Source organism: Streptomyces sp. TLI_105 (assembly GCF_900105415.1).
Taxonomy (GTDB): Bacteria; Actinomycetota; Actinomycetes; order Streptomycetales; family Streptomycetaceae; genus Streptomyces.
The window spans coordinates 3,595,682-3,614,020 of the sequence record NZ_FNSM01000001.1 but is presented as its reverse complement, the minus strand read 5'-3'; the positions used below and the strand labels follow the sequence as shown (position 1 = coordinate 3,614,020).

Genomic DNA, 18,339 nt, shown 5'->3' with positions numbered 1-18,339 from the left:
AAGCGCGTCCGAGGTCCCGTCGGCCCCGTCAGCCCGGGACCCGGGTCTCCGCGTGCCACGGTGCCCCCGGCACCACCAGCGGTGACCCCGTCACCGGGTCGGGGACGACGACCGAGGAGAGCCCGAAGACGTCCCGTACGAGCTCCGCCGTGACGATCTCCGACGGCGGCCCCTCCGCGACCACCCGGCCCCCCTTCATGGCGACGAGGTGGTCGGCGTACCGGGCGGCCTGGTTCAGGTCGTGGAGGACGAGGACGACGGTCCGGCCGCGCAGCCGGTTGAGCCGGCGGACGAGGTCGAGGACCTCCACCTGGTGGGAGATGTCCAGGTAGGTGGTGGGCTCGTCGAGGAGGAGCAGGTCGGTCTCCTGGGCGAGGGCCATCGCGATCCACACCCGCTGCCGCTGCCCGCCCGACAGCGCGTCGACGGAACGGTCGGCGAGCGCGGCGACGTCCGTGCGTTCCATGGCCTCGGCGACGGCCCGCTCGTCCTCCTCGGACCACTGCTTCCACCAGGCCTGGTGCGGCTGGCGGCCCCGGGACACCAGGTCGGCGACGGTGATGGCCTCGGGCGCGACCGGCGTCTGCGGCAGCAGGCCGATGGAGCGGGCGATCCGCTTCGTCGGCAGCTTCGCCAGCGACTCCCCGTCGAGGAGGACCGCACCCCCCGCCGGCTTCAACAGCCGCCCGAGCGCCCGCAGGGTCGTGGACTTGCCGCAGGCGTTGGGGCCGACGATCACGGTCACCTTGCCGTCGGGGACCGAGAGGTCGAGCTCCTCGACGACGGTCCGGTCCTCGTAGGCGAGCGTCAGCTCGCGGGCCTGCAGTCTGCTCACGTCTTGCCTCCAGCGGCTCGGCTCCGGACGATGAGCCAGATCAGATACGGGGCGCCGACCGCCGCCGTGAGGACACCCACGGGCAGCTCGACGGGGGAGAACAGCCGGCGGCCGAGCAGGTCGGCGACGACCACGATCACCGCGCCGGTGAGCGCGGAACAGAGCAGCGGGATCTGCGCCGTCCGGGTCGTGCGGCGGGCGATCTGGGGGGCGAGCAGGGCCACGAAGTCGACCGGCCCCGCGACGCCCGTCGCCACCGACGCGAGGACGACGCCGACGGCGACGAGCCCGAGCCGGACCCCGCCGAGCCGTGCGCCGAGCGCGGTCGCCGTGTCGTCGTCGAGGGAGACGGTCCGCTGGGCGCGGGCCGCCCACAGCACGGCGGGCAGCAGGAGGAGCAGCGTCCAGCGGATCGGCGCGGACTCGTCCCAGCCGCGCCCGTTGAGGGAGCCGGTCATCCAGATCTGGGCCTGCTGGGCGACGAGGTAGTCGCCCTTCGTCATGAAGAGCGTGATGAGGGACCGCAGCGCGATCGTGATGCCGATGCCGATGAGCACGAAGCGGGTCGCGTGCAGTCCGCCGCGCCAGGCGAAGGCGTACACGAGGGCGGCGGCGAGGATGCCGCCCGCGACGGAGACGTACGGCAGGACGGTGTACGAGGTGAGGCCGAAGGTCATCGCGGCGACGGTGACGGCTCCGGCGCCCTGGCTGATGCCGATGATGTCGGGGCTGGCGAGCGGGTTGCGGGCGACGGTCTGGATGAGGCCGCCCGCGATGCCGAAGGCGGAGCCGACGGCGAGGGCGACGACGAGCCGGGGCTCGCGCAGCTCCTCGACGACGAACGTCGACGGCGACGGCCGGCCGAGGAGGATCCGTACGACCTCTCCGGGTGCGACGAACCTCTCGCCGACGCAGAGGTACGCGACGCAGGCGGCGGCCAGGAGGACCAGGAGGCCCGTGGCGACGAGGGCGGAGCGGCGGTGGACGAGGAAGGACACCCGCCCGGCACGGAACAGCCCGTAGCCGACAGGCCGGACCGGACCCCTCGCGGGCGGGGCCGGCAGGGTCGTGCTCACGCCGCCACCGCCTTCCGCCGTACCAGCGTCACCAGGAACGGCACGCCGATCAGGGCCGTCATCACCCCGGCCGGGATCTCGCCCGGCGGGAAGACGATCCGGCCGGCGACGTCGGCGACCAGCAGCATCACCGGGCCGACGAGCGCCGCCATCGGCAGGACCCAGCGGTGGTCGGAGCCGACGATCGCGCGTGCGATGTGGGGGACGGCGAGGCCGACGAAGGCGACGGGGCCGGCGGCGGCGACGGCCGCGCCGGTGAGGACGGTCGCGCCGAGCCCGCCGACGATCCGTACGGTCGCGACGCGCTGCCCGAGGCCCTTGGCGACGTCCTCGCCGAGGGCGAGCGCGTCGAGGCCGCGCGCCACGGAGACGACGAGGACGGCGCCGAGCAGCAGGAAGGGCCAGATCCGGCCCACGATCTCGGCGTCGCGTCCGTCGAGGGAGCCGATCTGCCAGAACCGGAACTCGTCGAGGGCGGAGGCCCTGGTCGTGAGGACGCCGGTGGTGACGGAGAGCAGCAGTGCGTTGATCGCGGCCCCGCCGAGCGCCAGTTTCACGGGCGTGGCGCCGCCGCGTCCGCCGGAGGCGATCGCGTGGACGGCGACGGAGGCGAGGGCGGCGCCGGCGAAGGCGAACCACACGTACCCGCTGAGCTCGTGCACGCCGAGGAAGGCGATGGCGAGGACGACCGCGACGGAGGAGCCCTGGCTGATGCCGAGGATGCCGGCGTCGGCGATCGGGTTGCGGGTGATGCCCTGGAGGGCGGTGCCGGCGAGCGCGAGGGCGGCGCCGACCACCAGCCCGATGAGGGTGCGGGGGACGCGGAGCTGCCGGACGACCTCGGCGTCGTCGCCCGTGGCGCCGTGCAGCAGGGCGTCGAGGACGGTGGAGGGCGCGACGGGGCGGGCGCCGACGGCGAGGCTGAGGAGGACGGCGAGGAGCAGGGCGACGAGGGCCGCCGAGGTCGCGAGGACCCGTCTGGTGCGGAAAGCGGCTGGCATCGGGCCCCATCGGCGGAGTGCAGGTTTGGTTAGGCTCACCTCAGTCTAAGCAGCGCCCCTATTCGAACACCTGGGCCCCGGGTACCCCGACAATGGGTCCATGACGACCACGCCGGCCGCGCCGCTCCCGCCCACGAATCCGCTCACCGTCGGCTTCGACCTCGACCTGACCCTGCTCGACACCCGCCCGGGCATCAAGGCGGCCTTCGTCGCCTTCTCCGTCGAGACGGGCGTCCCGATCGACGCCGACCTCGTCGTGAGCCGCCTCGGGCCGCCGCTGGAGCAGGAGATGGCGCACTGGTTCCCGGCGGAGCACGTCACGGAGATGACCGCCCGCTACCGGGCGCTCTACCCCTCGTACGCGATCGAGCCCACGGTCCCGATGCCGGGCGCCCGGGACGCGATCGAGGCCGTGCGCGAGGCGGGCGGCCGCACGATCGTGGTCACCGCGAAGAACGGCCCGCACGCCGAGCTGCACCTCGCCCACCTCGGCATCGAGCCCGACGCGGTCGCCGGCGGCCTGTGGGCCGAGGGCAAGGCGGAGGCCCTGCGCGCGCACGGCGCCGGGGTGTACGTCGGCGACCACGTGGGCGACGTCCGGGGCGCCGCCACGGCGGGGGCGTACTCGGTGGCCGTCGCGACCGGTCCCTGCCCCGCCGAGGAGCTGGCCGCGGCCGGCGCGGACGTGGTCCTGTCGGACCTGACGGACTTCCGCCCCTGGTGGGAGGGCTACCGCGGCTGAGCGGCCGTGGCCGAAGCCTTTCGGGCCTGCCGCCGCTGGGACGCGACCGACCGCAGCAGCCCGGCGGCGGCGACCAGGAACCCGACCCCCATCAGCATCGACACGAGGTACGCGACGGTGGGGAACGGATCCGTCCCGAGGAACAGCGGGGCCACGGTGACCAGCGTCGCGACCGCGCCGACCGCGAACAGGATCACACCGGCCTTGACCAGTCCGTCACCCGGGGCACTGTCGTCCACCGGCACGGCGGGGGTTTCACTACGCATCCGGCCAGGGTAGTTCCCAGGCCGGAGGAACACCTCGGCGGCGTCTTGTCACCGGCCTCCTGAGCATTAGCCTGGTGCCGGCGGGTCGGTCGACGACCCGCCGTTTGCCATCCCCATCGACGAGGACGAGGACGAGGACAGACGTGCCTACCGGCAAGGTCAAATGGTTCAACAGCGAGAAGGGCTTCGGCTTTCTCTCCCGCGACGACGGCGGCGACGTCTTCGTGCACTCGTCGGTGCTCCCTGCCGGAGTCGAGGCACTGAAGCCGGGGCAGAGGGTGGAGTTCGGGGTCGTCGCCGGTCAGCGCGGCGACCAGGCGCTGTCCGTCACGATCCTCGACCCGACCCCGTCCGTCGCCGCGGCGCAGCGCCGCAAGCCCGACGAACTGGCGTCCATCGTCCAGGACCTGACGACGCTCCTGGAGAACATCACGCCGATGCTGGAGCGCGGCCGCTACCCGGAGAAGGCGGCGGGCAAGAAGATCGCCGGCCTGCTGCGGGCGGTCGCCGACCAGCTGGACGTCTAGTCTTTCGGCCGCTCTCGCACTGCTTCGCAGGCTTCGGGCGGCTGCCGGACTCCGTCCGGCCCTCCCCGTCAGGGGAATCGCAGCGCGTCCGGGCCGAGGGGCGGTACGAGCCCCTCGGCCGCGGCGCGCGTGAGCAGCCCGCGGACCGCCGCGTAGCCGTGCTCGCCGAGGTCGGCCGTGAACTCGTTGACGTAGAGGCCGATGTGCTGGTCGGCCACCTTCGGGTCCATCTCCTGGGCGTGCTCCATGACGTACGGACGCGAGGCCGCCGGGTCGTCCCAGGCCATCCGCACCGACGCGCGGGCGGACTCGGCGAGCAGCTCAAGGGTCTCGGCGCCCAGCGAGCGGCGGGCGACGATCGCGCCCAGCGGGATCGGGAGGCCGGTCGTGGACTCCCAGTGCTCGCCCATGTCGGCGAGGCAGTGGAGCCCGTAGTTCTTGTACGTGAAGCGGGCCTCGTGGATGACGAGCCCCGCGTCGACCTTCCCGTCCCGCACGGCGGGCATGATCTCGTGGAACGGCATCACGACGACCTCGCCGACCCCGCCGGGCACCTTCTCGGCCGCCCACAGCCGGAACAGCAGGTAGGCGGTGGAGCGCTCGCTCGGCACCGCGACCGTCTTCCCGGCGAGATCCGCCCCGGTCCCGTCCTCCCTGGTCAGCACCAGCGGACCGCAGCCGCGGCCCAGGGCGCCGCCGCAGGGCAGCAGGGCGTACTCGTCGAGGATCCACGGCAGGACGGCGTACGACACCTTCAGGACGTCGTGCGGGTCGGTGCCGCCCTCCGCCCAGCCGTTGGTGACGTCGATGTCCGCGAACGTCACGTCGAGCCGGGGCGCGCCCGGGACCCGGCCGTGCGCCCAGGCGTCGAAGACGAAGGTGTCGTTCGGGCAGGGCGAGTAGGCGATCTTCAGCTTGGTCACGACGGCTCCCACGACTCCAATGACTCCACCGGCTTCACCGGTTCCGCGAAGACGGTCCTGCTGAGCAGCTCGAAGGTGTTCCCGAGGGCGCCCAGGGCCTCGCCGATGCGCCAGGCGGCGCGGTCGCGCGGGCCGACGGCGTTCGACACGGCCCGGATCTCGACGACCGGCACGCCGTACGCGGCGGCGGCCTCGGCGACGCCGAAGCCCTCCATCGCCTCGGCGGCGGCCTCCGGGTGGCGCTCCGCGAGCTCGGCGGCGCGACGGGCGGTGCCGGTGACCGTGGAGACGGTGAGGACGGGCGCGAGGACGCACGGCGGGCCTCCGGCGTCCAGGGCGGCCGTGATCCGGCCGGTCAGCGCCTCGGGCACGGGGTGGACGGAGCGGCCGAAGCCGAGCTCCTCGACGGCGAGGTACCCGTCCGGGGTCTCGGCCCCGAGGTCGGCGGCGACGATCGCCGAGGACACGACGACGGACCCGACCGGCGCGGCGGGCAGGAACCCGCCGGCGATCCCGGCGGAGACGACGAGGTCGTAGCCGCCCCCGGCCAGGACCTCGCACGCGAGGGCCGTCCCCGTCGCGGCGGCGACGGCCGCGGGGCCGACCCCGCCGACGAGGACGTCGACGTGGCCGTGACGGCGCAGGGCGAGGCCCCCCGGCAGCGGGAGGAGCTCAGGACCGCGGGGGCCGAGGCCGGCGGTGACGGAGTCCGCCTCCGCCGCCACGGCCGTCACGATCAGGATCCGGTGGACCACCGGTGGATCAGGAGTCCTTCTTCAGCTGGAAGTGCCAGATGCCGGTCAGCTTCTTGCCGGTGTTCTCGACGATGGTCACCTGGGTCTTGTCGGTGGCCTCGCCGGTCTGGCTGGAGAAGAAGGCGCTGGCCGGGATGGTCCGGTACGTCTTCTTGTACGGCTCGGGCTCGGCCTGCTGGCCGCCGAGGAAGATCGTCCAGCCGTGGTCCGCGATCTCCGGGTCCACGCCGAAGCGGATCTTGTCGTCCGTGGAGACCGTGATGGTCTTCTCGGCCTTCTTGTTGAGGCACTGCTGGATCTGCGACTCCTTGATGGCGTCGCCGTCGTTGTAGCAGGCGGCCTCGGAGTTCACCGAGTCGGTCCCGACCGTCAGGGTCGCGAGCGGAGTCGGCTTGTCGCAGGCGGAGAGTACGAGGAGGCCGGCGGAGACGGCCCCGAGGGCGACGGCGGCCCGGCGGCGCGAGCCGGAGAAGAACGCAACGGTCATGAGCCGAAGGCTATCGGGCCGCCGCGCCCGCGCCACGCGGGGGTACGGCGTGCCGCCACGGCGTACCGCTTCGTACGGAGTGTCCCGGGGACTTCGCGCGCGGTGACCCGGGGCTCGGTACGGGCGCCCCAGGGCTTCGTACGCGGTGTCCCAGGGCTCCGTACGCGGTGTTCCAGGGGCCGCTCCCGTACGGGCGCGCCCGGGGGTCGTACGCGGTGCTCCAAGGCTCCTCACGGGCCGCCCCAGGGCTTCGTACGCGGTGCTCCAAGGCTCCGTACGGGGCGCCCTAGGGCACTTTCGCCCTGGGGCGGCCCTTGGGGCCCGAGCGGCTGCGGGACGCCGAGAGGAGGCCGCGGACGGAGAGGAGCGCGCCCAGGCCCAGGATCGCGGCGGCGGTGGACATGCCGAGGGTGCCGTTCAGGGGCAGGGCGATGCCGATCCCGCCGCCCACCACCCACGCCATCTGCAGGGCCGTCTCGGAACGGGCGAACGCCGAGGTCCGCACCAGCTCCGGCACGTCCCGCTGGATCAGCGCGTCCAGCGACAGCTTCGACAGGGCCTGGGTGAGCCCCGCGACCGCGCCGAGGACGGCGACCATGAGGCCGCCGAAGAAGACGGCCGTGCAGACCGCCGTACCGAACACCACCGTGATCATCGTGGCGATGATCACCTCGGGCCCGTGGCCCCGGTCCCGCAGCAGTGAGCCGGCGGCCGTGCCGCAGGCGTTCCCCGTGCCCGCCGCCACGCCCACGATCCCCAGGGAGACGGCGGCGCTCTGCCCCGACAGCGGATGCTCGCGCAGCAGGAACGCCAGGAAGAAGATCAGGAAGCCGGACAGCATGCGCTGCGCCGCGTTCGCCTCCAGGCCGTGCAGCACCGACGGGCCCACCGTCCGCAGGCTCGGCTTCTTCTCGCCGTGGGTCAGCAGGTGCGCCCGCCGCTCGCCCTTCGCGGAGTCCACCTTGTGCGGCATCCGCAGTGCCCAGAACGTCCCGAGCAGGAACAGGGCGCACGCCCCGTACAGCGGCCAGCCCGACCCGATCATCTGCAGCCCCGCCCCCACGGGCGCGGCGATGCCGGTGGCGAGCAGCCCGGCGAGCGTGACCCGGGAGTTCGCCTTCACGAGCGAGAAGCCCGGTGGCAGGAGCCGGGGCACGACGGCGCTGCGGACCACCCCGTACGCCTTGGAGGCCACGAGGACGCCGAGCGCCGCGGGGTACAGCTCCAGACCGCCCGTCGCCACGGCCCCCGACATCATGATCGCGAGGACCGCGCGGGTCAGCATCGCGCCCGCCATCGCCGCGCGCCGCCCGTGCGGGATCCGGTCCAGGAGGGGACCGATCACGGGGGCGAGGAGGGTGAAGGGGGCCATCGTGACGGCCAGGTAGAGCGCGACGCGGCCGCGGGCCTCGTCGGTCGGCACGGAGAAGAAGACGGTGGAGGCGAGGGCGACGGTGATCATGACGTCGCCGGCGCCGTTCACGGCGTGCAGCTCGATCAGCTTCCCGAGCCCCGATTCGCCCGCGCCATGCGCGTGCGTGGCCTTCCGGATGCCCTTCGCGGTCCCGGTGAACGGCAGGTGCAGGGCACGCCCGACCTTCCGGCCCGCTCGGCGGAGCGGCCCGGCGGGATCATGCGATCGTACGGGGGACCGTGCGGCTGCCACTCCGTCATAGTGCCCCAAGGGCGCGCCCGACGAACCGTGGCGCGACGGAGACCGCCGGGGGCGATCGGGAACGGGGCGGTGGGGCGCACGCCTCGGCCGGGCCCGTAGACCGCCGCCCGCCCCGTGTTCGGCCGGGCCCGTACGCCACCGCCCGCCCCGTGTTCGGCCCGGCTCGTACGCCGCTGCCCCGGTGATCGGCCCGGCCCGTACGCCGCCGCCCTCGTGGTCGGCCGAGGCCCGTACACGGGCGGTTCCGGCGGGCGGGTCGTCCGCGATACGGGCCACTTGGGGCGGGCAGGTGGGCGGAGGCCCGCGAACGGGGTAGCGTGCGTAGCGCGTCACCGGCGGAAGCTCTCGGCCGCGCGCCTCTTCGGCATCCCGCAGAATGGATGACGTTAGGTGTGCCCGAGACGTGCGAGACAAGTCGGGTGCGGACGTCGATGCGGCCCCCTGGTCCGCTCCGCCCGCCGCCCGTGGCTTCGCTCCCGCCCCTCGGCCGGCGCACCCGTGAGACGGCGTAGGAGAGAAGCGAGACCTGTGAGTGCTGCGACGACGCGAAGCGGTACCCCGCGTACCCCGCGAGCCACGCGTATCCCCGACCGCCTGTGCGCGGAGGCCGTAGACCTCGCGCGGGAGGCCGCCGAGGAGGCGGCCGCGCCAGGGATCGTGGGCGCGCACGTCGAGGTCGTCGCGGAGGGCGACCGGGTCGTCACGCACTTCTTCGAGTCCAAGGAGCCCGGCTATCGGGGCTGGCGCTGGGCGGTGACCGTCACCCGCGCCTCCCGCGCCAAGAACGTCACGCTTGACGAAACCGTCCTGCTGCCCGGCGCCGACGCGCTCCTCGCCCCCGAATGGGTGCCGTGGAGCGAGCGGCTGCGGCCCGGCGACATGGGCCCCGGCGACCTCCTCCCCACGGAGCAGGACGACCTGCGCCTGGAGCCCGGCTACTCCGGCGAGGACACGCCGCCGCCGAACTCCGTCGTCTCGGAGGAGATGGAGGAGCACCTCGACGAGGAGGACGCCGAGCTCACCTCGCGCACCCCGTCGCGCGGGGCCATCGCCGCGGTCGCCGAGGAGCTCGGCATGCGCCGGGCGAGGGTCCTCTCCCGCTACGGCCTGCACGTGGCGGCGGACCGGTGGGACGAGGCGTTCGGCGCGAAGACGCCGATGGCACAGGCGGCGCCCGCCTCGTGCGAGTCCTGCGCGTTCCTGGTGCCGCTGGCCGGCTCCCTGAAGCAGGCCTTCGGCATCTGCGCCAACGAGTTCTCCCCGGCGGACGGCCGGGTCGTGTCCCTCGCGTACGGCTGCGGGGGGCACTCGGAGGCCGCCGTCATGCCGAAGCCGCCGCGGCCGGCGGCGCCGGTCCTGGACTCCATGGCCGCGGACGAGTTCCCCCTCCGCCCGGCGAAGGACTCCGGCTCCACGACGGAACCGGACGCGGCGTCGGAAGACCTGGGCCACTCGTAGTCCCCCCGCCGGGCGGGCGCGCCCAGGGCTGGGCGGTGCCCCTCCCGCCCCGCCCCGTGTGGGCAATCGTCCCGCTGGGGCGGAACGACTGCCCACAACGGGGTGAGCGGGCGGGCGGGCGCCGCCCCGGCGGAACGATTGCCACAACGGCAGGCGGGCACCGCCCCGGCGGAACGATTGCCCACGACCAGGGCCACCGGAGGCGCGGCTCACCACGGTGCGGCGGAGGCGCGGCCCGTAACCCGGTCCGGTCGGCGCGCGGTACCTTCGGGCCCCGGGCCCAATGGTCCGGGACCGACCGCCCCGCAGAGTGGAGTCAGACGTGAGCGTCAGCGTCCGGACGACGACCGACGGAACCGATCCCTTCGGCACCGCACGGCTGCGGCGGGGCGTGCTCGACGCCTGGGGCGCCAGTCCCGCCCGGTTCCGCGAGGACGCCAACGCCGAGGAGGACCTCGCGCTCGGCGGCTACCGCGACCGCCTCGTCGTCGAGCTGGCCCAGAACGCCGCCGACGCCGCCCACCGCGCCGGCGTCACCGGCCGCCTCCGGCTGACCCTGCACCCCGCGGACCACGAGGCCCCCGCCGTCCTGGCCGCGGCGAACACCGGCGCCCCGCTGGACGCCGCCGGCGCCGAGTCGCTGTCCACCCTCCGCGCCTCCGCCAAGCGCGAGCAGGGCCACGGCGCCGTCGGCCGCTTCGGCGTCGGCTTCGCCGCCGTCCTCGCCGTCACCGACGAGCCCGCCGTCCTGGGCCGTCACGGCGGCGTCCGCTGGTCCCTCGCCGAGGCGCGGGAACTGGCCGCCGAGGCCGCCCGGTACAGCCCGGGCCTCGGCGACGAGCTGCGCCGCCGCGACGGCCACGTACCGCTGCTGCGCCTGCCGCTGCCCGCCGAGGGCACCGCCCCCGAGGGCTACGACACCGTCGTCGTCCTCCCGATGCGCGACGCAGCCGCCGAGGACCTGGCCGAGCGCCTCCTCGCCTCCGTCGACGACGCGCTGCTGCTCACTCTTCCGGGTCTCGCGGAGATCGTCGTGGAGACGCCCGATGGGGTGCGGACCCTCCGCCGCTCCGAGGACGACGGCTACGTCCGTGTCGACGACTCCGCGACCGGCGGCCACCGCTGGCGGACCGTCACCCACGGCGGCCCGATCGAGCCCGAGCTCCTCAGGGACCGGCCGGTCGAGGAGCGCCTGCGCCCGCACTGGTCCGTCACCTGGGCCGTACCGGTGGACGCCGAGGGCGCCCCGCGCTACCCGCGTACGACTCCGGTCGTGCACGCCCCCACCCCCACCGACGAGCCGCTCGGCATCCCGGCGCTCCTCATCGCGTCCCTCCCGCTGGACACGGCCCGCCGCCACCCGGCGCCGGGGCCGCTCACCGACTTCCTGGTGCAGCGCGCGGCCGACGCGTACGCCGAACTGCTCTCCGACTGGCGGCCGGTGACGACCGCGGCCCTCGACCTCGTGCCCGGGCCCCTCGGCAAGGGCCCGCTCGACGGGGCGCTGCGCGAGGCGATCCTGGACCGGCTGCCGAGGGTGGCGTTCCTGGCGCCCGCCGCGCCGTCCGAGGAGCTGCCCGCGCTCCGCCCGATCGAGGCGGAGGTCGTGGAGGGGGCGGGCGCGGAGACCGTCGAGGTCCTCGCCGAGGTGTTCCCGACGCTCCTCCCCGCCGGCCTGGAGCGGCGCCCCGAGCTCCGCACCCTCGGCATCGGCCGCGTGCCGCTCACGGAGGCGATCGACCGCCTGGCGGGCGTGGACCGGCCGCCGACGTGGTGGTGGCGGCTGTACGACTCGCTGGCCGGCGTCGACCCGGACCGTCTGACGGGCCTTCCGGTGCCGCTCGCGGAGAGCGCCGAGGGCGCCAGGATCCGTACGACGATCGGCCCCCGGCAGGTCCTCCTTCCGCAGGACCGCACCCCCGCCGAGTTGACCCGGCTCGGCCTGAAGGTGGCGCACCCGGAGGCGGCGCACCCGCTCCTGGAGAAGCTGGGCGCCCTGCCCGCCACGCCCCGCGCGGTCCTGACGACCCCGCAGGTGCGGGCGGCGGTCGCGGCCTCCCTCGACGCGGGGGAGATCTGGGACGAGGACGCGGACGCCCTGGACGCGGAGGAGCTGGCGGACACCGTCCTCGCCCTGGTCCGCGACGCGGAGCTCGACCCGGGCGACGAACCCTGGCTCGGCGCGCTCGCCCTCCCCGACGAGGACGGCGAGCTCTCCCCGGCGGGCGAGCTCGTGCTGCCGGGTTCGCCCTTCGCGGCCGTGATGCGCGAGGACGAACTCGCCTTCGTCGACGGCGACCTGGCCGCCCGCTGGGGCGAGCAGCCGCTCGCCGCGTGCGGGGTCCTCGCGAACTTCGCCCTGATCCGCGCGACCGACCTGGTCCTCGACCCGGACGAGGTCGAGCCGCGCGAGGGCGACTATCCGGAGCCGGACGACGCGGGCCTCCTCGACGCGGTCGACGTCTGGTGCGAGGACGTCCTGGACCGCCTCCCGATGACCCCCGTGCCCCCGGTGGCGACGGAGATCGTGGCCGTACGGGACCTGGACCTGGTCGACGACGACTGCTGGCCCATGGCGCTCGCCCTCCTCGCGCAGCCGCCGCTCCGGGACGCCCTGACCCAGCCCGTACGGGTCCTCCTGCCGGACGGCACGACGGAGACCGTCCGCTCGTACACCGCCTGGTGGCTGCGCGACCACCCGGTCCTGGACGGCCGCCACCCGGCGGGCCTCCGCGCGGAGGGCTCCGACCCCCTGCTCGCCGGCCTGTACGACTCCGCCGACGCGACCGGCTTCGAGGACGAGCAGGTCCTCCGCGCCCTGGGCGTCCGCACCTCGGTCGCGGCCCTCCTCGACGAGCCGGGCGGCGCGGCGGAGCTCCTGACCCGCCTGGCGGACCCGTCGAGGGAGGTGACGGCGGTCCAGCTCCACGCCCTCTACACGGCCCTGGCGGACCTGGACCCCGAGCAGGTGACGCTCCCCGACGAGCTGCGGGCGGTCGTGGACGGCACCCTGGTCGTGGTCGACGCGTCGGAGGCGCTGGTGGCGGACGCCCCCGACCTCCTCCCGCTGGCCGGCGACCTCCCCCTCCTCCCGGTCTCCCCGTCCCGCGCCGCGGACCTGGCCGACCTGTTCCAGGTCCGCCGCCTGAGCGAGGCCGTCGAGGCCGAGGTGACGACGGTCGGCGAGGAGCACGAGGTCCCGCCCTCGGTCCACGCCCTCCTGGGCCCGGCCACCCCCGCCTCGTACGTCGAGCACGAGGAACTCCACGCCGGCGGCACCGAACTCGACTGGCGCCGCACCCCCGACGGCGTCGTCCACGCCGCCACCCTGGAGGGCGTGGCCGCCGGCCTCGCCTGGGCGGCCGGCCAGTGGCCCCGCCGCTTCGAGGTGGCGGCCCTCCTGGAGGACCCGTCGAGGACGACGGAACTGGCGAGGGACCGCTGGTTCGACTAGGGCCGGTCCGAGGGGACCGGCCCGGGTCGACCGGAGCGGCCCGGTCCGGGTCGGTCAGAACAGTCCGTTCCGGGCGTTCCGTCCGGCGAGGCGGTCGTACAGGGGCCGGTCCGTCCGGGCCGGGGCGGCCTTTCGGGCCGAGCGTGCGGCCGGCTGGGTCTCGCAGTTGACCACGGTGTCCGTCCCGCCCTCGCCGTCGCAGTCGTCGATGCCGGCCTGACCGTCGAGGACGTCGTCGGCGGGGCCGCCGCGCAGGTGGTCGTCGCCGTTGCCGCCGCGCAGGGCGTCCCGGCCGCCGGCGGTGCCGAGCGTCTGGCTCCAGTCCGAGTTGTCGCCGAAGATCCGGTCGTCGCCGCCGCGGCCCTCGATCAGGTCGTTGCCCGCCGTGGCCCCGGCGGGATCGACGAGGGTGTTGTCGCCGATGAGCACGATCTCGCCCGCGGTGCCGCCGATGATCCGGTCGTTGCCGGAGCCGACCGCGGTGCCGCCGGACGTGTGGTCGCCGACGGCGCCGAACGCGCCGTCCGTTCCCAGGTCGATCAGGTCGTCGCCGCCGGCGCCGCTCGCGTTGCCGAACGCCGCGAAGCTGTCCCCCGTGATGTCGCCGAGGGTGCCGGCGCCTTCGAGCAGGACGTCGTCCCCGGCACCCGACGCCGAGTAGTAGCCGGCCGAGTCCCCGACGATGACGTCCTCCCCGTCGCCGCCGATGATCCGGTCCGGGGCGCCGCCGTCGGCGTGGTCGCCGTAGTCGTCCCCGTACAGGACGTCGTCGCCGGTCCCGCCGACGAGGACGTCGGGGGCGGCCCCGGCGGCCGTGCCCTGCGTCGCCGCGTTGTCGCCGAGCAGGAAGTCGTTCCCGGTCCCGCCGTCGAGGTGGTCCCGGCCGGTGGGGCCGGTGACGTCGCCGGTGTACGCGCGCTCGTCGCCGCCCATCTCGTCGTTGCCGGCGCCGCCGAAGATCCGGTCGTCGCCGGTCCCGCCCGTGATGCGGTCGTCGCCGTCCCCGCCGTGGATGGGGTCGTTCCCGCCGAGGCCGCAGATCCGGTCGTTGCCGCCCTTGCCGTCGATGACGTCGTTGCCGGGCGTGCCGATGACGACGTCGTCACCCGGGGTGCCGGTGGTGCCGGTGACGGTGGCGGCGGCCTCGAAGCAGGTGGGCGCCGCGGCGGCGCTGCCCCCGGCGGTGACGGTGAGCGCCGTGGCGACGAGCGCCGAGGCGCAGAGGAGGCCGACGGTTGTTCTGCGGGCCACAGGGGTTCCCTCCAAGAGGTGATCACGTTGCGTGATGACTTCCCCGGGTCGAGGAGCACCTGGATGTACGGAAAGTGATTTCACCCGATGAGTCGGCGGCTGCCCCCACCGCAGGCGGGTCCCCCGGGAAACGTCGGAAAGTTTTGACGCGTCGGAAAATCCCGACGTATCGTAGGTGTCATGCCGACCGACGTGTTCGGCGTGCTGGCCAACCCGGTGCGCCGCAAGCTGCTCGAAACGCTGCGGGAAGGGCCTCGCTCCACGGGTGAGCTGGCCGGGATGTTCGAGCTCGGGAGGCCCGCGGTCTCCGAGCACCTCGCGGTGCTCCGTACGGCGGGGCTCGTGCGCGAGGAGCCCCGCGGGCGGCACCGCTTCTACCACCTCGAACCTGCCCGGCTGGCCGAGGTGGGCGAGTGGCTGCATCCGTTCGAGCACTACTGGAAGCAGCGCCTGGACGCGCTGGCCCATCTCCTGGACGAGGAAGCCGACACATGACCGAGAGCGACACGATCACCTGCGAGAAGTTCCTGCCCCACGCCCCCGCGGCGGTGTGGAAGGCCCTGACCGACCCCGACCTGCACGCCCGCTGGTGGGCGGCCGGCGACGTCAAGCCCGTCGTCGGCCACCGCTTCACCCTCGACATGGGCGCCTTCGGCCGACAGCCCTGCGAGGTGACCGCCGTGGACGACGAGCGGCTGCTCGCCTACCGCTTCGCCGAGGGCACGCTCGACACCACCGTCACCTGGACGCTGCACCCGGAGGGCCACGGCACCCGCCTCGTCCTCACCCACGCCGGCTTCGACCTCGACTCGCCGATGGGCCGCCAGGCGTACGAGGGCATGGGCAGGGGCTGGCCCCACGTCCTGGACCGCCTGGACGCCGCGTTGAGCGGCTGACCGCGGGCGGACCGGCTCCGCGGGCTTCTGGCGCGGCCGCCCTCGGAACCAGGTGGGCCCGGCGCCCGGTCCCTACGTCGGGAACCTCCGGTCCACCCACCGCCACGTCAGTTCCAGCAGGGCGCAGCCCGCCGCCGCGATCGCCACCGCCGTCCACGGCATCGTCACGCCCACCAGCTTCAGGGCGAAGAACTTCTGGAGCCAGGGGACGGCGAGGACCAGGAGGAAGGCTCCTCCCATGGCGGCGACCAGGGTGAGGCGCCACCAGGTGTAGGGGCGGGCGATGATCGCGAGGACCCCCATGGAGACCAGGAAGAGGGTGAGGGTGGCCGCGCTGGTCTCCGCGCCCAGGGCGTCCTCGCCCGTGTAGTGGTGGCGCGCCAGGAGGTACGTCGTGAAGGTGGCCGCCGCCGCGATGACGCCGCCGGGGATCGCGTACCGCATGACCCGCCGTACGAAGTTCGGCCGCGCGCGTTCCTTGTTGGGGGCCAGCGCGAGGAAGAAGGCCGGCACGCCGATCGTGAGGGTGGAGAGCAGGGTCAGGTGGCGCGGGAGGAAGGGGTACTCCACCTGCGAGACGACCACCAGGATCGCCAGGAGCACCGAGTAGACCGTCTTCGTCAGGAAGAGGGTCGCCACGCGCGTGATGTTGCCGATGACCCGGCGGCCTTCCGCCACCACCGACGGAAGCGTCGCGAAGCTGTTGTTCAGCAGGACGATCTGGGCCACCGCCCTCGTCGCCTCCGAGCCCGAGCCCATCGAGACGCCGATGTCCGCGTCCTTCAGCGCGAGGACGTCGTTGACGCCGTCCCCCGTCATGGCGACGGTGTGGCCGTGGGACTGCAGCGCCGCCACCATGTCCCGTTTCTGCCGCGGGGTGACCCGGCCGAAGACCGCGTTCTCGTCCAGGGCCTTCGCCATGTCCTCCCGCTCCGTGGGGAGGGTGCGGGCGTCCACCGTGTGCTCCGCGCCCGGCATGTCGAGCTTCGCGGCCACCGCGCCCACGGAGACCGCGTTGTCGCCGGAGACGACCTTGGTGGCGACCTGCTGGTCGGCGAAGTAGGCGAGGGTGTCGGCGGCGTCGGGGCGCAGTCGCTGTTCCAGGACGACGAGGGCGGTGGGACGGGTGTCGGAGGTGATCTCGGGGGAGTCGAGCTCGTGGGCCGTACGGGCGAGGAGGAGGACGCGCAGGCCCTGCTCGTTGAGGTGGTCGATCTCGGGGAGGGTGGGGTCGTCCGGCGGCAGGAGGACGTCCGGGGCGCCCAGGAGCCAGGTCGAGTTCTCGCCGTCGCCCTCGCTGAACGACGCGCCGCTGTACTTGCGGGCCGAGGAGAACGGCAGGCTCTCCGTGCAGCGCCACTCCACGGTGTCCGGATAGGCGTCCTTGACGGCCTGGAGGGAGGCGTTCGGGCGCGGGTCGGATTCGCCGAGGGCGCCGAGCACCTTGCGTACGTATTTCTCGTCGCTGCCGTTCAGCGGGCGGAGGTCCGTGACGTCCATGCCGCCCTCGGTGAGCGTGCCCGTCTTGTCGAGGCAGACGACGTCGACCCGGGCCAGGCCCTCGATGGCGGGCAGCTCCTGGACGAGGCACTGTCTGCGGCCGAGCCGGATCACCCCGACCGCGAAGGCGACCGAGGTGAGCAGGACGAGACCCTCGGGGATCATCGGGACGATGCCGCCGACCGTGCGGGCGACGGCCCCCTTGAAGTCGTTGTTCTTCACGACGAGCTGGCTGATGACGAGCCCGATCGCGGTCGGGACCATCATCCACGTCACGTACTTGAGGATCGTGGAGATGCCCGTGCGCAGCTCCGAGTGGACCAGGGTGAAGCGGGACGCCTCCTCGGCGAGCTGGGCGGCGTACGCCTCGCGGCCGACCTTGGTGGCGGTGAAGGCGCCGCCGCCGGCGACCACGAACGAGCCGGACATCATCCGGTCGCCGGGTCCCTTCACCACCGGGTCGGCCTCGCCCGTCAGCAGCGACTCGTCGATCTCCAGGCTGTCGGCCTCCGCCACCTCGCCGTCGACGACGACCTTGTCGCCCGGTCCGAGTTCGATGAGGTCGCCGAGGACGATCTCGGAGGTGGAGATCTCGGCGGTGACGCCGTCGCGCCGGACGGTGGGTTTCGCCTCGCCGATGACCGCGAGTCCGTCGAGGGTCTTCTTGGCGCGGAGCTCCTGGACGATGCCGATGCCGGTGTTGGCGACGATCACGAAGCCGAAGAGGCTGTCCTGGATCGGCGCGACGATCAGCATGATCACCCACAGCACGCCGATGATCGCGTTGAAGCGGGTGAAGACGTTCGCGCGGACGATGTCGGTGGTCGAGCGGGAGCTGCGCAGGGGGACGTCGTTGACCTCCCCGCGCGCGACGCGTTCGGCGACCTCGGCGGAGGTCAGTCCGGCGGCGTGGTGCACGACGGGCGGTTCCGCCGGCCTGGTCCCGGCGGGGGGCCCGCCGTCCGTGTCGATCTTCGCCCGCTGAGTCATGTTTTCGACGGTACGACCGGTTTCGGTCGTTCACCTGCCGAGCAGGGCGAACCGGCGTCAGGTGCCAGGCGGGGCGAACCGGCGTCAGGCGCCGGGCGGGGAGAGCGGCTCAGGTGCCCGGCGGGGCGGGTCGGCGTCAGGTGTCGGGCCGGGCGACCGGCTCAGGTGCCGGGGCGGGCCTCCGGGGGCTCCGCCGCCCGCGCCGCCGCGTGCCGCTTGATCGCCGCGTCCCGCTTCCGTACGTACCAGATGCCGATCAGGCCGAGTCCGGCACCGGCCAGGCAGGTCCAGACCCAGGAGGTGAGGCCCCGGTCGTCGAACCAGCCGTAGAAGGGGACCTGGACGACGAAGAGGACGAACCAGAGGATCGTTCCGCCGGTGATGGTGGCGACGACGGGCCCTTCGAGGGGCTCGGGTGCCTCGTGCTTCGGTGTCCACTTCGCCATGGGGTTCAGTTTAGGCGTCCCCTTTTCGTATCTACGCGCGGAGATGGACGCTCGCTC

At 74.1% G+C, this 18,339-nt stretch carries 17 protein-coding genes; 6 read left to right on the top strand and 11 right to left on the bottom strand.

Translation table 11 applies throughout. The features are described from left to right. Nucleotides 1–28: 28 nt before the first annotated feature. Genes BLW86_RS16415 through BLW86_RS16405 form a run of 3 tightly spaced genes read right to left on the bottom strand, consistent with a single transcriptional unit; the run spans nucleotide 29 to nucleotide 2,912 of the window. Nucleotides 29–835, bottom strand: a complete 807-nt coding sequence (locus tag BLW86_RS16415; RefSeq protein WP_093874730.1) for an ABC transporter ATP-binding protein — start codon at nucleotides 833–835, stop codon at nucleotides 29–31. Continuing rightward, the gene (locus BLW86_RS16410) at nucleotides 832–1,911 is read right to left on the bottom strand and encodes a FecCD family ABC transporter permease (RefSeq protein ID WP_093874729.1); all 1,080 of its coding nucleotides are present in this window, start codon (nucleotides 1,909–1,911) and stop codon (nucleotides 832–834) included. Before BLW86_RS16410 ends, BLW86_RS16415 begins: the two co-directional genes overlap by 4 nt. Then, nucleotides 1,908–2,912, bottom strand: a complete 1,005-nt coding sequence (locus tag BLW86_RS16405) for a FecCD family ABC transporter permease (RefSeq protein WP_093874728.1) — start codon at nucleotides 2,910–2,912, stop codon at nucleotides 1,908–1,910. The genes BLW86_RS16410 and BLW86_RS16405 overlap by 4 nt, the downstream gene beginning before the upstream one ends. A gap of 100 nt (nucleotides 2,913–3,012) precedes the next feature. Between BLW86_RS16405 and BLW86_RS16400 the strand changes: the two genes are divergently transcribed. Next, nucleotides 3,013–3,654, top strand: a complete 642-nt coding sequence (locus tag BLW86_RS16400; protein ID WP_093874727.1) for an HAD family hydrolase — start codon at nucleotides 3,013–3,015, stop codon at nucleotides 3,652–3,654. Here BLW86_RS16400 and BLW86_RS16395 read toward each other — a convergent pair. Beyond that, nucleotides 3,642–3,920 carry a hypothetical protein gene (locus BLW86_RS16395; protein WP_177181670.1) on the bottom strand — a complete coding sequence of 93 codons (279 nt, stop codon included), beginning with the start codon at nucleotides 3,918–3,920 and terminating at the stop codon, nucleotides 3,642–3,644. The two genes, BLW86_RS16400 and BLW86_RS16395, sit on opposite strands and share 13 nt — an antisense overlap. A 143-nt stretch (nucleotides 3,921–4,063) precedes the next feature. On the opposite strand from BLW86_RS16395, the gene BLW86_RS43795 reads away from it, so the two are divergent. Beyond that, nucleotides 4,064–4,447 (top strand): cold-shock protein, encoded by a 384-nt coding sequence (locus BLW86_RS43795; protein WP_062753125.1) that lies wholly within the window; start codon nucleotides 4,064–4,066, stop codon nucleotides 4,445–4,447. Between the two features lie 68 nt (nucleotides 4,448–4,515). Here the strand turns inward: BLW86_RS43795 and BLW86_RS16385 are convergent, their stop codons facing one another. The 4 genes from BLW86_RS16385 to BLW86_RS16370 form a co-directional block, all read right to left on the bottom strand. Continuing rightward, entirely contained in the window at nucleotides 4,516–5,370 is an 855-nt protein-coding gene (locus tag BLW86_RS16385) for a 1,4-dihydroxy-6-naphtoate synthase (RefSeq protein ID WP_177181669.1), read from the bottom strand. Beyond that, entirely contained in the window at nucleotides 5,367–6,125 is a 759-nt protein-coding gene (locus BLW86_RS16380; RefSeq protein WP_093874725.1) for a futalosine hydrolase, read from the bottom strand. The genes BLW86_RS16385 and BLW86_RS16380 overlap by 4 nt, the downstream gene beginning before the upstream one ends. 7 nt (nucleotides 6,126–6,132) lie before the next feature. Next, on the bottom strand, nucleotides 6,133–6,612 hold the full coding sequence (locus BLW86_RS16375) for a DUF2771 domain-containing protein (protein ID WP_093874724.1): 480 nt from the start codon (nucleotides 6,610–6,612) through the stop codon (nucleotides 6,133–6,135). A gap of 286 nt (nucleotides 6,613–6,898) precedes the next feature. Then, a complete protein-coding gene (locus BLW86_RS16370) occupies nucleotides 6,899–8,278 on the bottom strand; it encodes an MFS transporter (RefSeq protein ID WP_093874723.1) in 1,380 nt (459 codons plus the stop codon). A 537-nt stretch (nucleotides 8,279–8,815) separates the two neighbouring features. On the opposite strand from BLW86_RS16370, the gene BLW86_RS16360 reads away from it, so the two are divergent. Next, on the top strand, nucleotides 8,816–9,745 hold the full coding sequence (locus tag BLW86_RS16360) for a DUF3027 domain-containing protein (protein ID WP_093874722.1): 930 nt from the start codon (nucleotides 8,816–8,818) through the stop codon (nucleotides 9,743–9,745). A gap of 283 nt (nucleotides 9,746–10,028) precedes the next feature. Beyond that, a complete protein-coding gene (locus tag BLW86_RS16355) occupies nucleotides 10,029–13,199 on the top strand; it encodes a sacsin N-terminal ATP-binding-like domain-containing protein (RefSeq protein WP_256341332.1) in 3,171 nt (1,056 codons plus the stop codon). A 54-nt stretch (nucleotides 13,200–13,253) separates the two neighbouring features. On the opposite strand, the gene BLW86_RS16350 is transcribed toward BLW86_RS16355, so the two are convergent. Next, nucleotides 13,254–14,450 carry a calcium-binding protein gene (locus tag BLW86_RS16350; protein WP_093874720.1) on the bottom strand — a complete coding sequence of 399 codons (1,197 nt, stop codon included), beginning with the start codon at nucleotides 14,448–14,450 and terminating at the stop codon, nucleotides 13,254–13,256. A gap of 180 nt (nucleotides 14,451–14,630) precedes the next feature. Here BLW86_RS16350 and BLW86_RS41515 point away from each other — a divergent pair, with 180 nt between their 5' ends. Together BLW86_RS41515 and BLW86_RS16340 are read left to right on the top strand one after the other, a co-directional pair. Further along, nucleotides 14,631–14,945 (top strand): ArsR/SmtB family transcription factor, encoded by a 315-nt coding sequence (locus tag BLW86_RS41515; RefSeq protein WP_093874719.1) that lies wholly within the window; start codon nucleotides 14,631–14,633, stop codon nucleotides 14,943–14,945. Then, entirely contained in the window at nucleotides 14,942–15,346 is a 405-nt protein-coding gene (locus BLW86_RS16340; protein WP_093874718.1) for an SRPBCC family protein, read from the top strand. Before BLW86_RS41515 ends, BLW86_RS16340 begins: the two co-directional genes overlap by 4 nt. 72 nt (nucleotides 15,347–15,418) lie before the next feature. Here BLW86_RS16340 and BLW86_RS16335 read toward each other — a convergent pair whose 3' ends face one another. Both BLW86_RS16335 and BLW86_RS16330 read right to left on the bottom strand, forming a co-directional pair. Next, nucleotides 15,419–17,836, bottom strand: a complete 2,418-nt coding sequence (locus BLW86_RS16335) for a cation-translocating P-type ATPase (RefSeq protein WP_093874717.1) — start codon at nucleotides 17,834–17,836, stop codon at nucleotides 15,419–15,421. A 161-nt stretch (nucleotides 17,837–17,997) separates the two neighbouring features. Further along, nucleotides 17,998–18,282, bottom strand: a complete 285-nt coding sequence (locus tag BLW86_RS16330) for a DUF2530 domain-containing protein (RefSeq protein WP_093874716.1) — start codon at nucleotides 18,280–18,282, stop codon at nucleotides 17,998–18,000. Nucleotides 18,283–18,339: the final 57 nt, after the last annotated feature.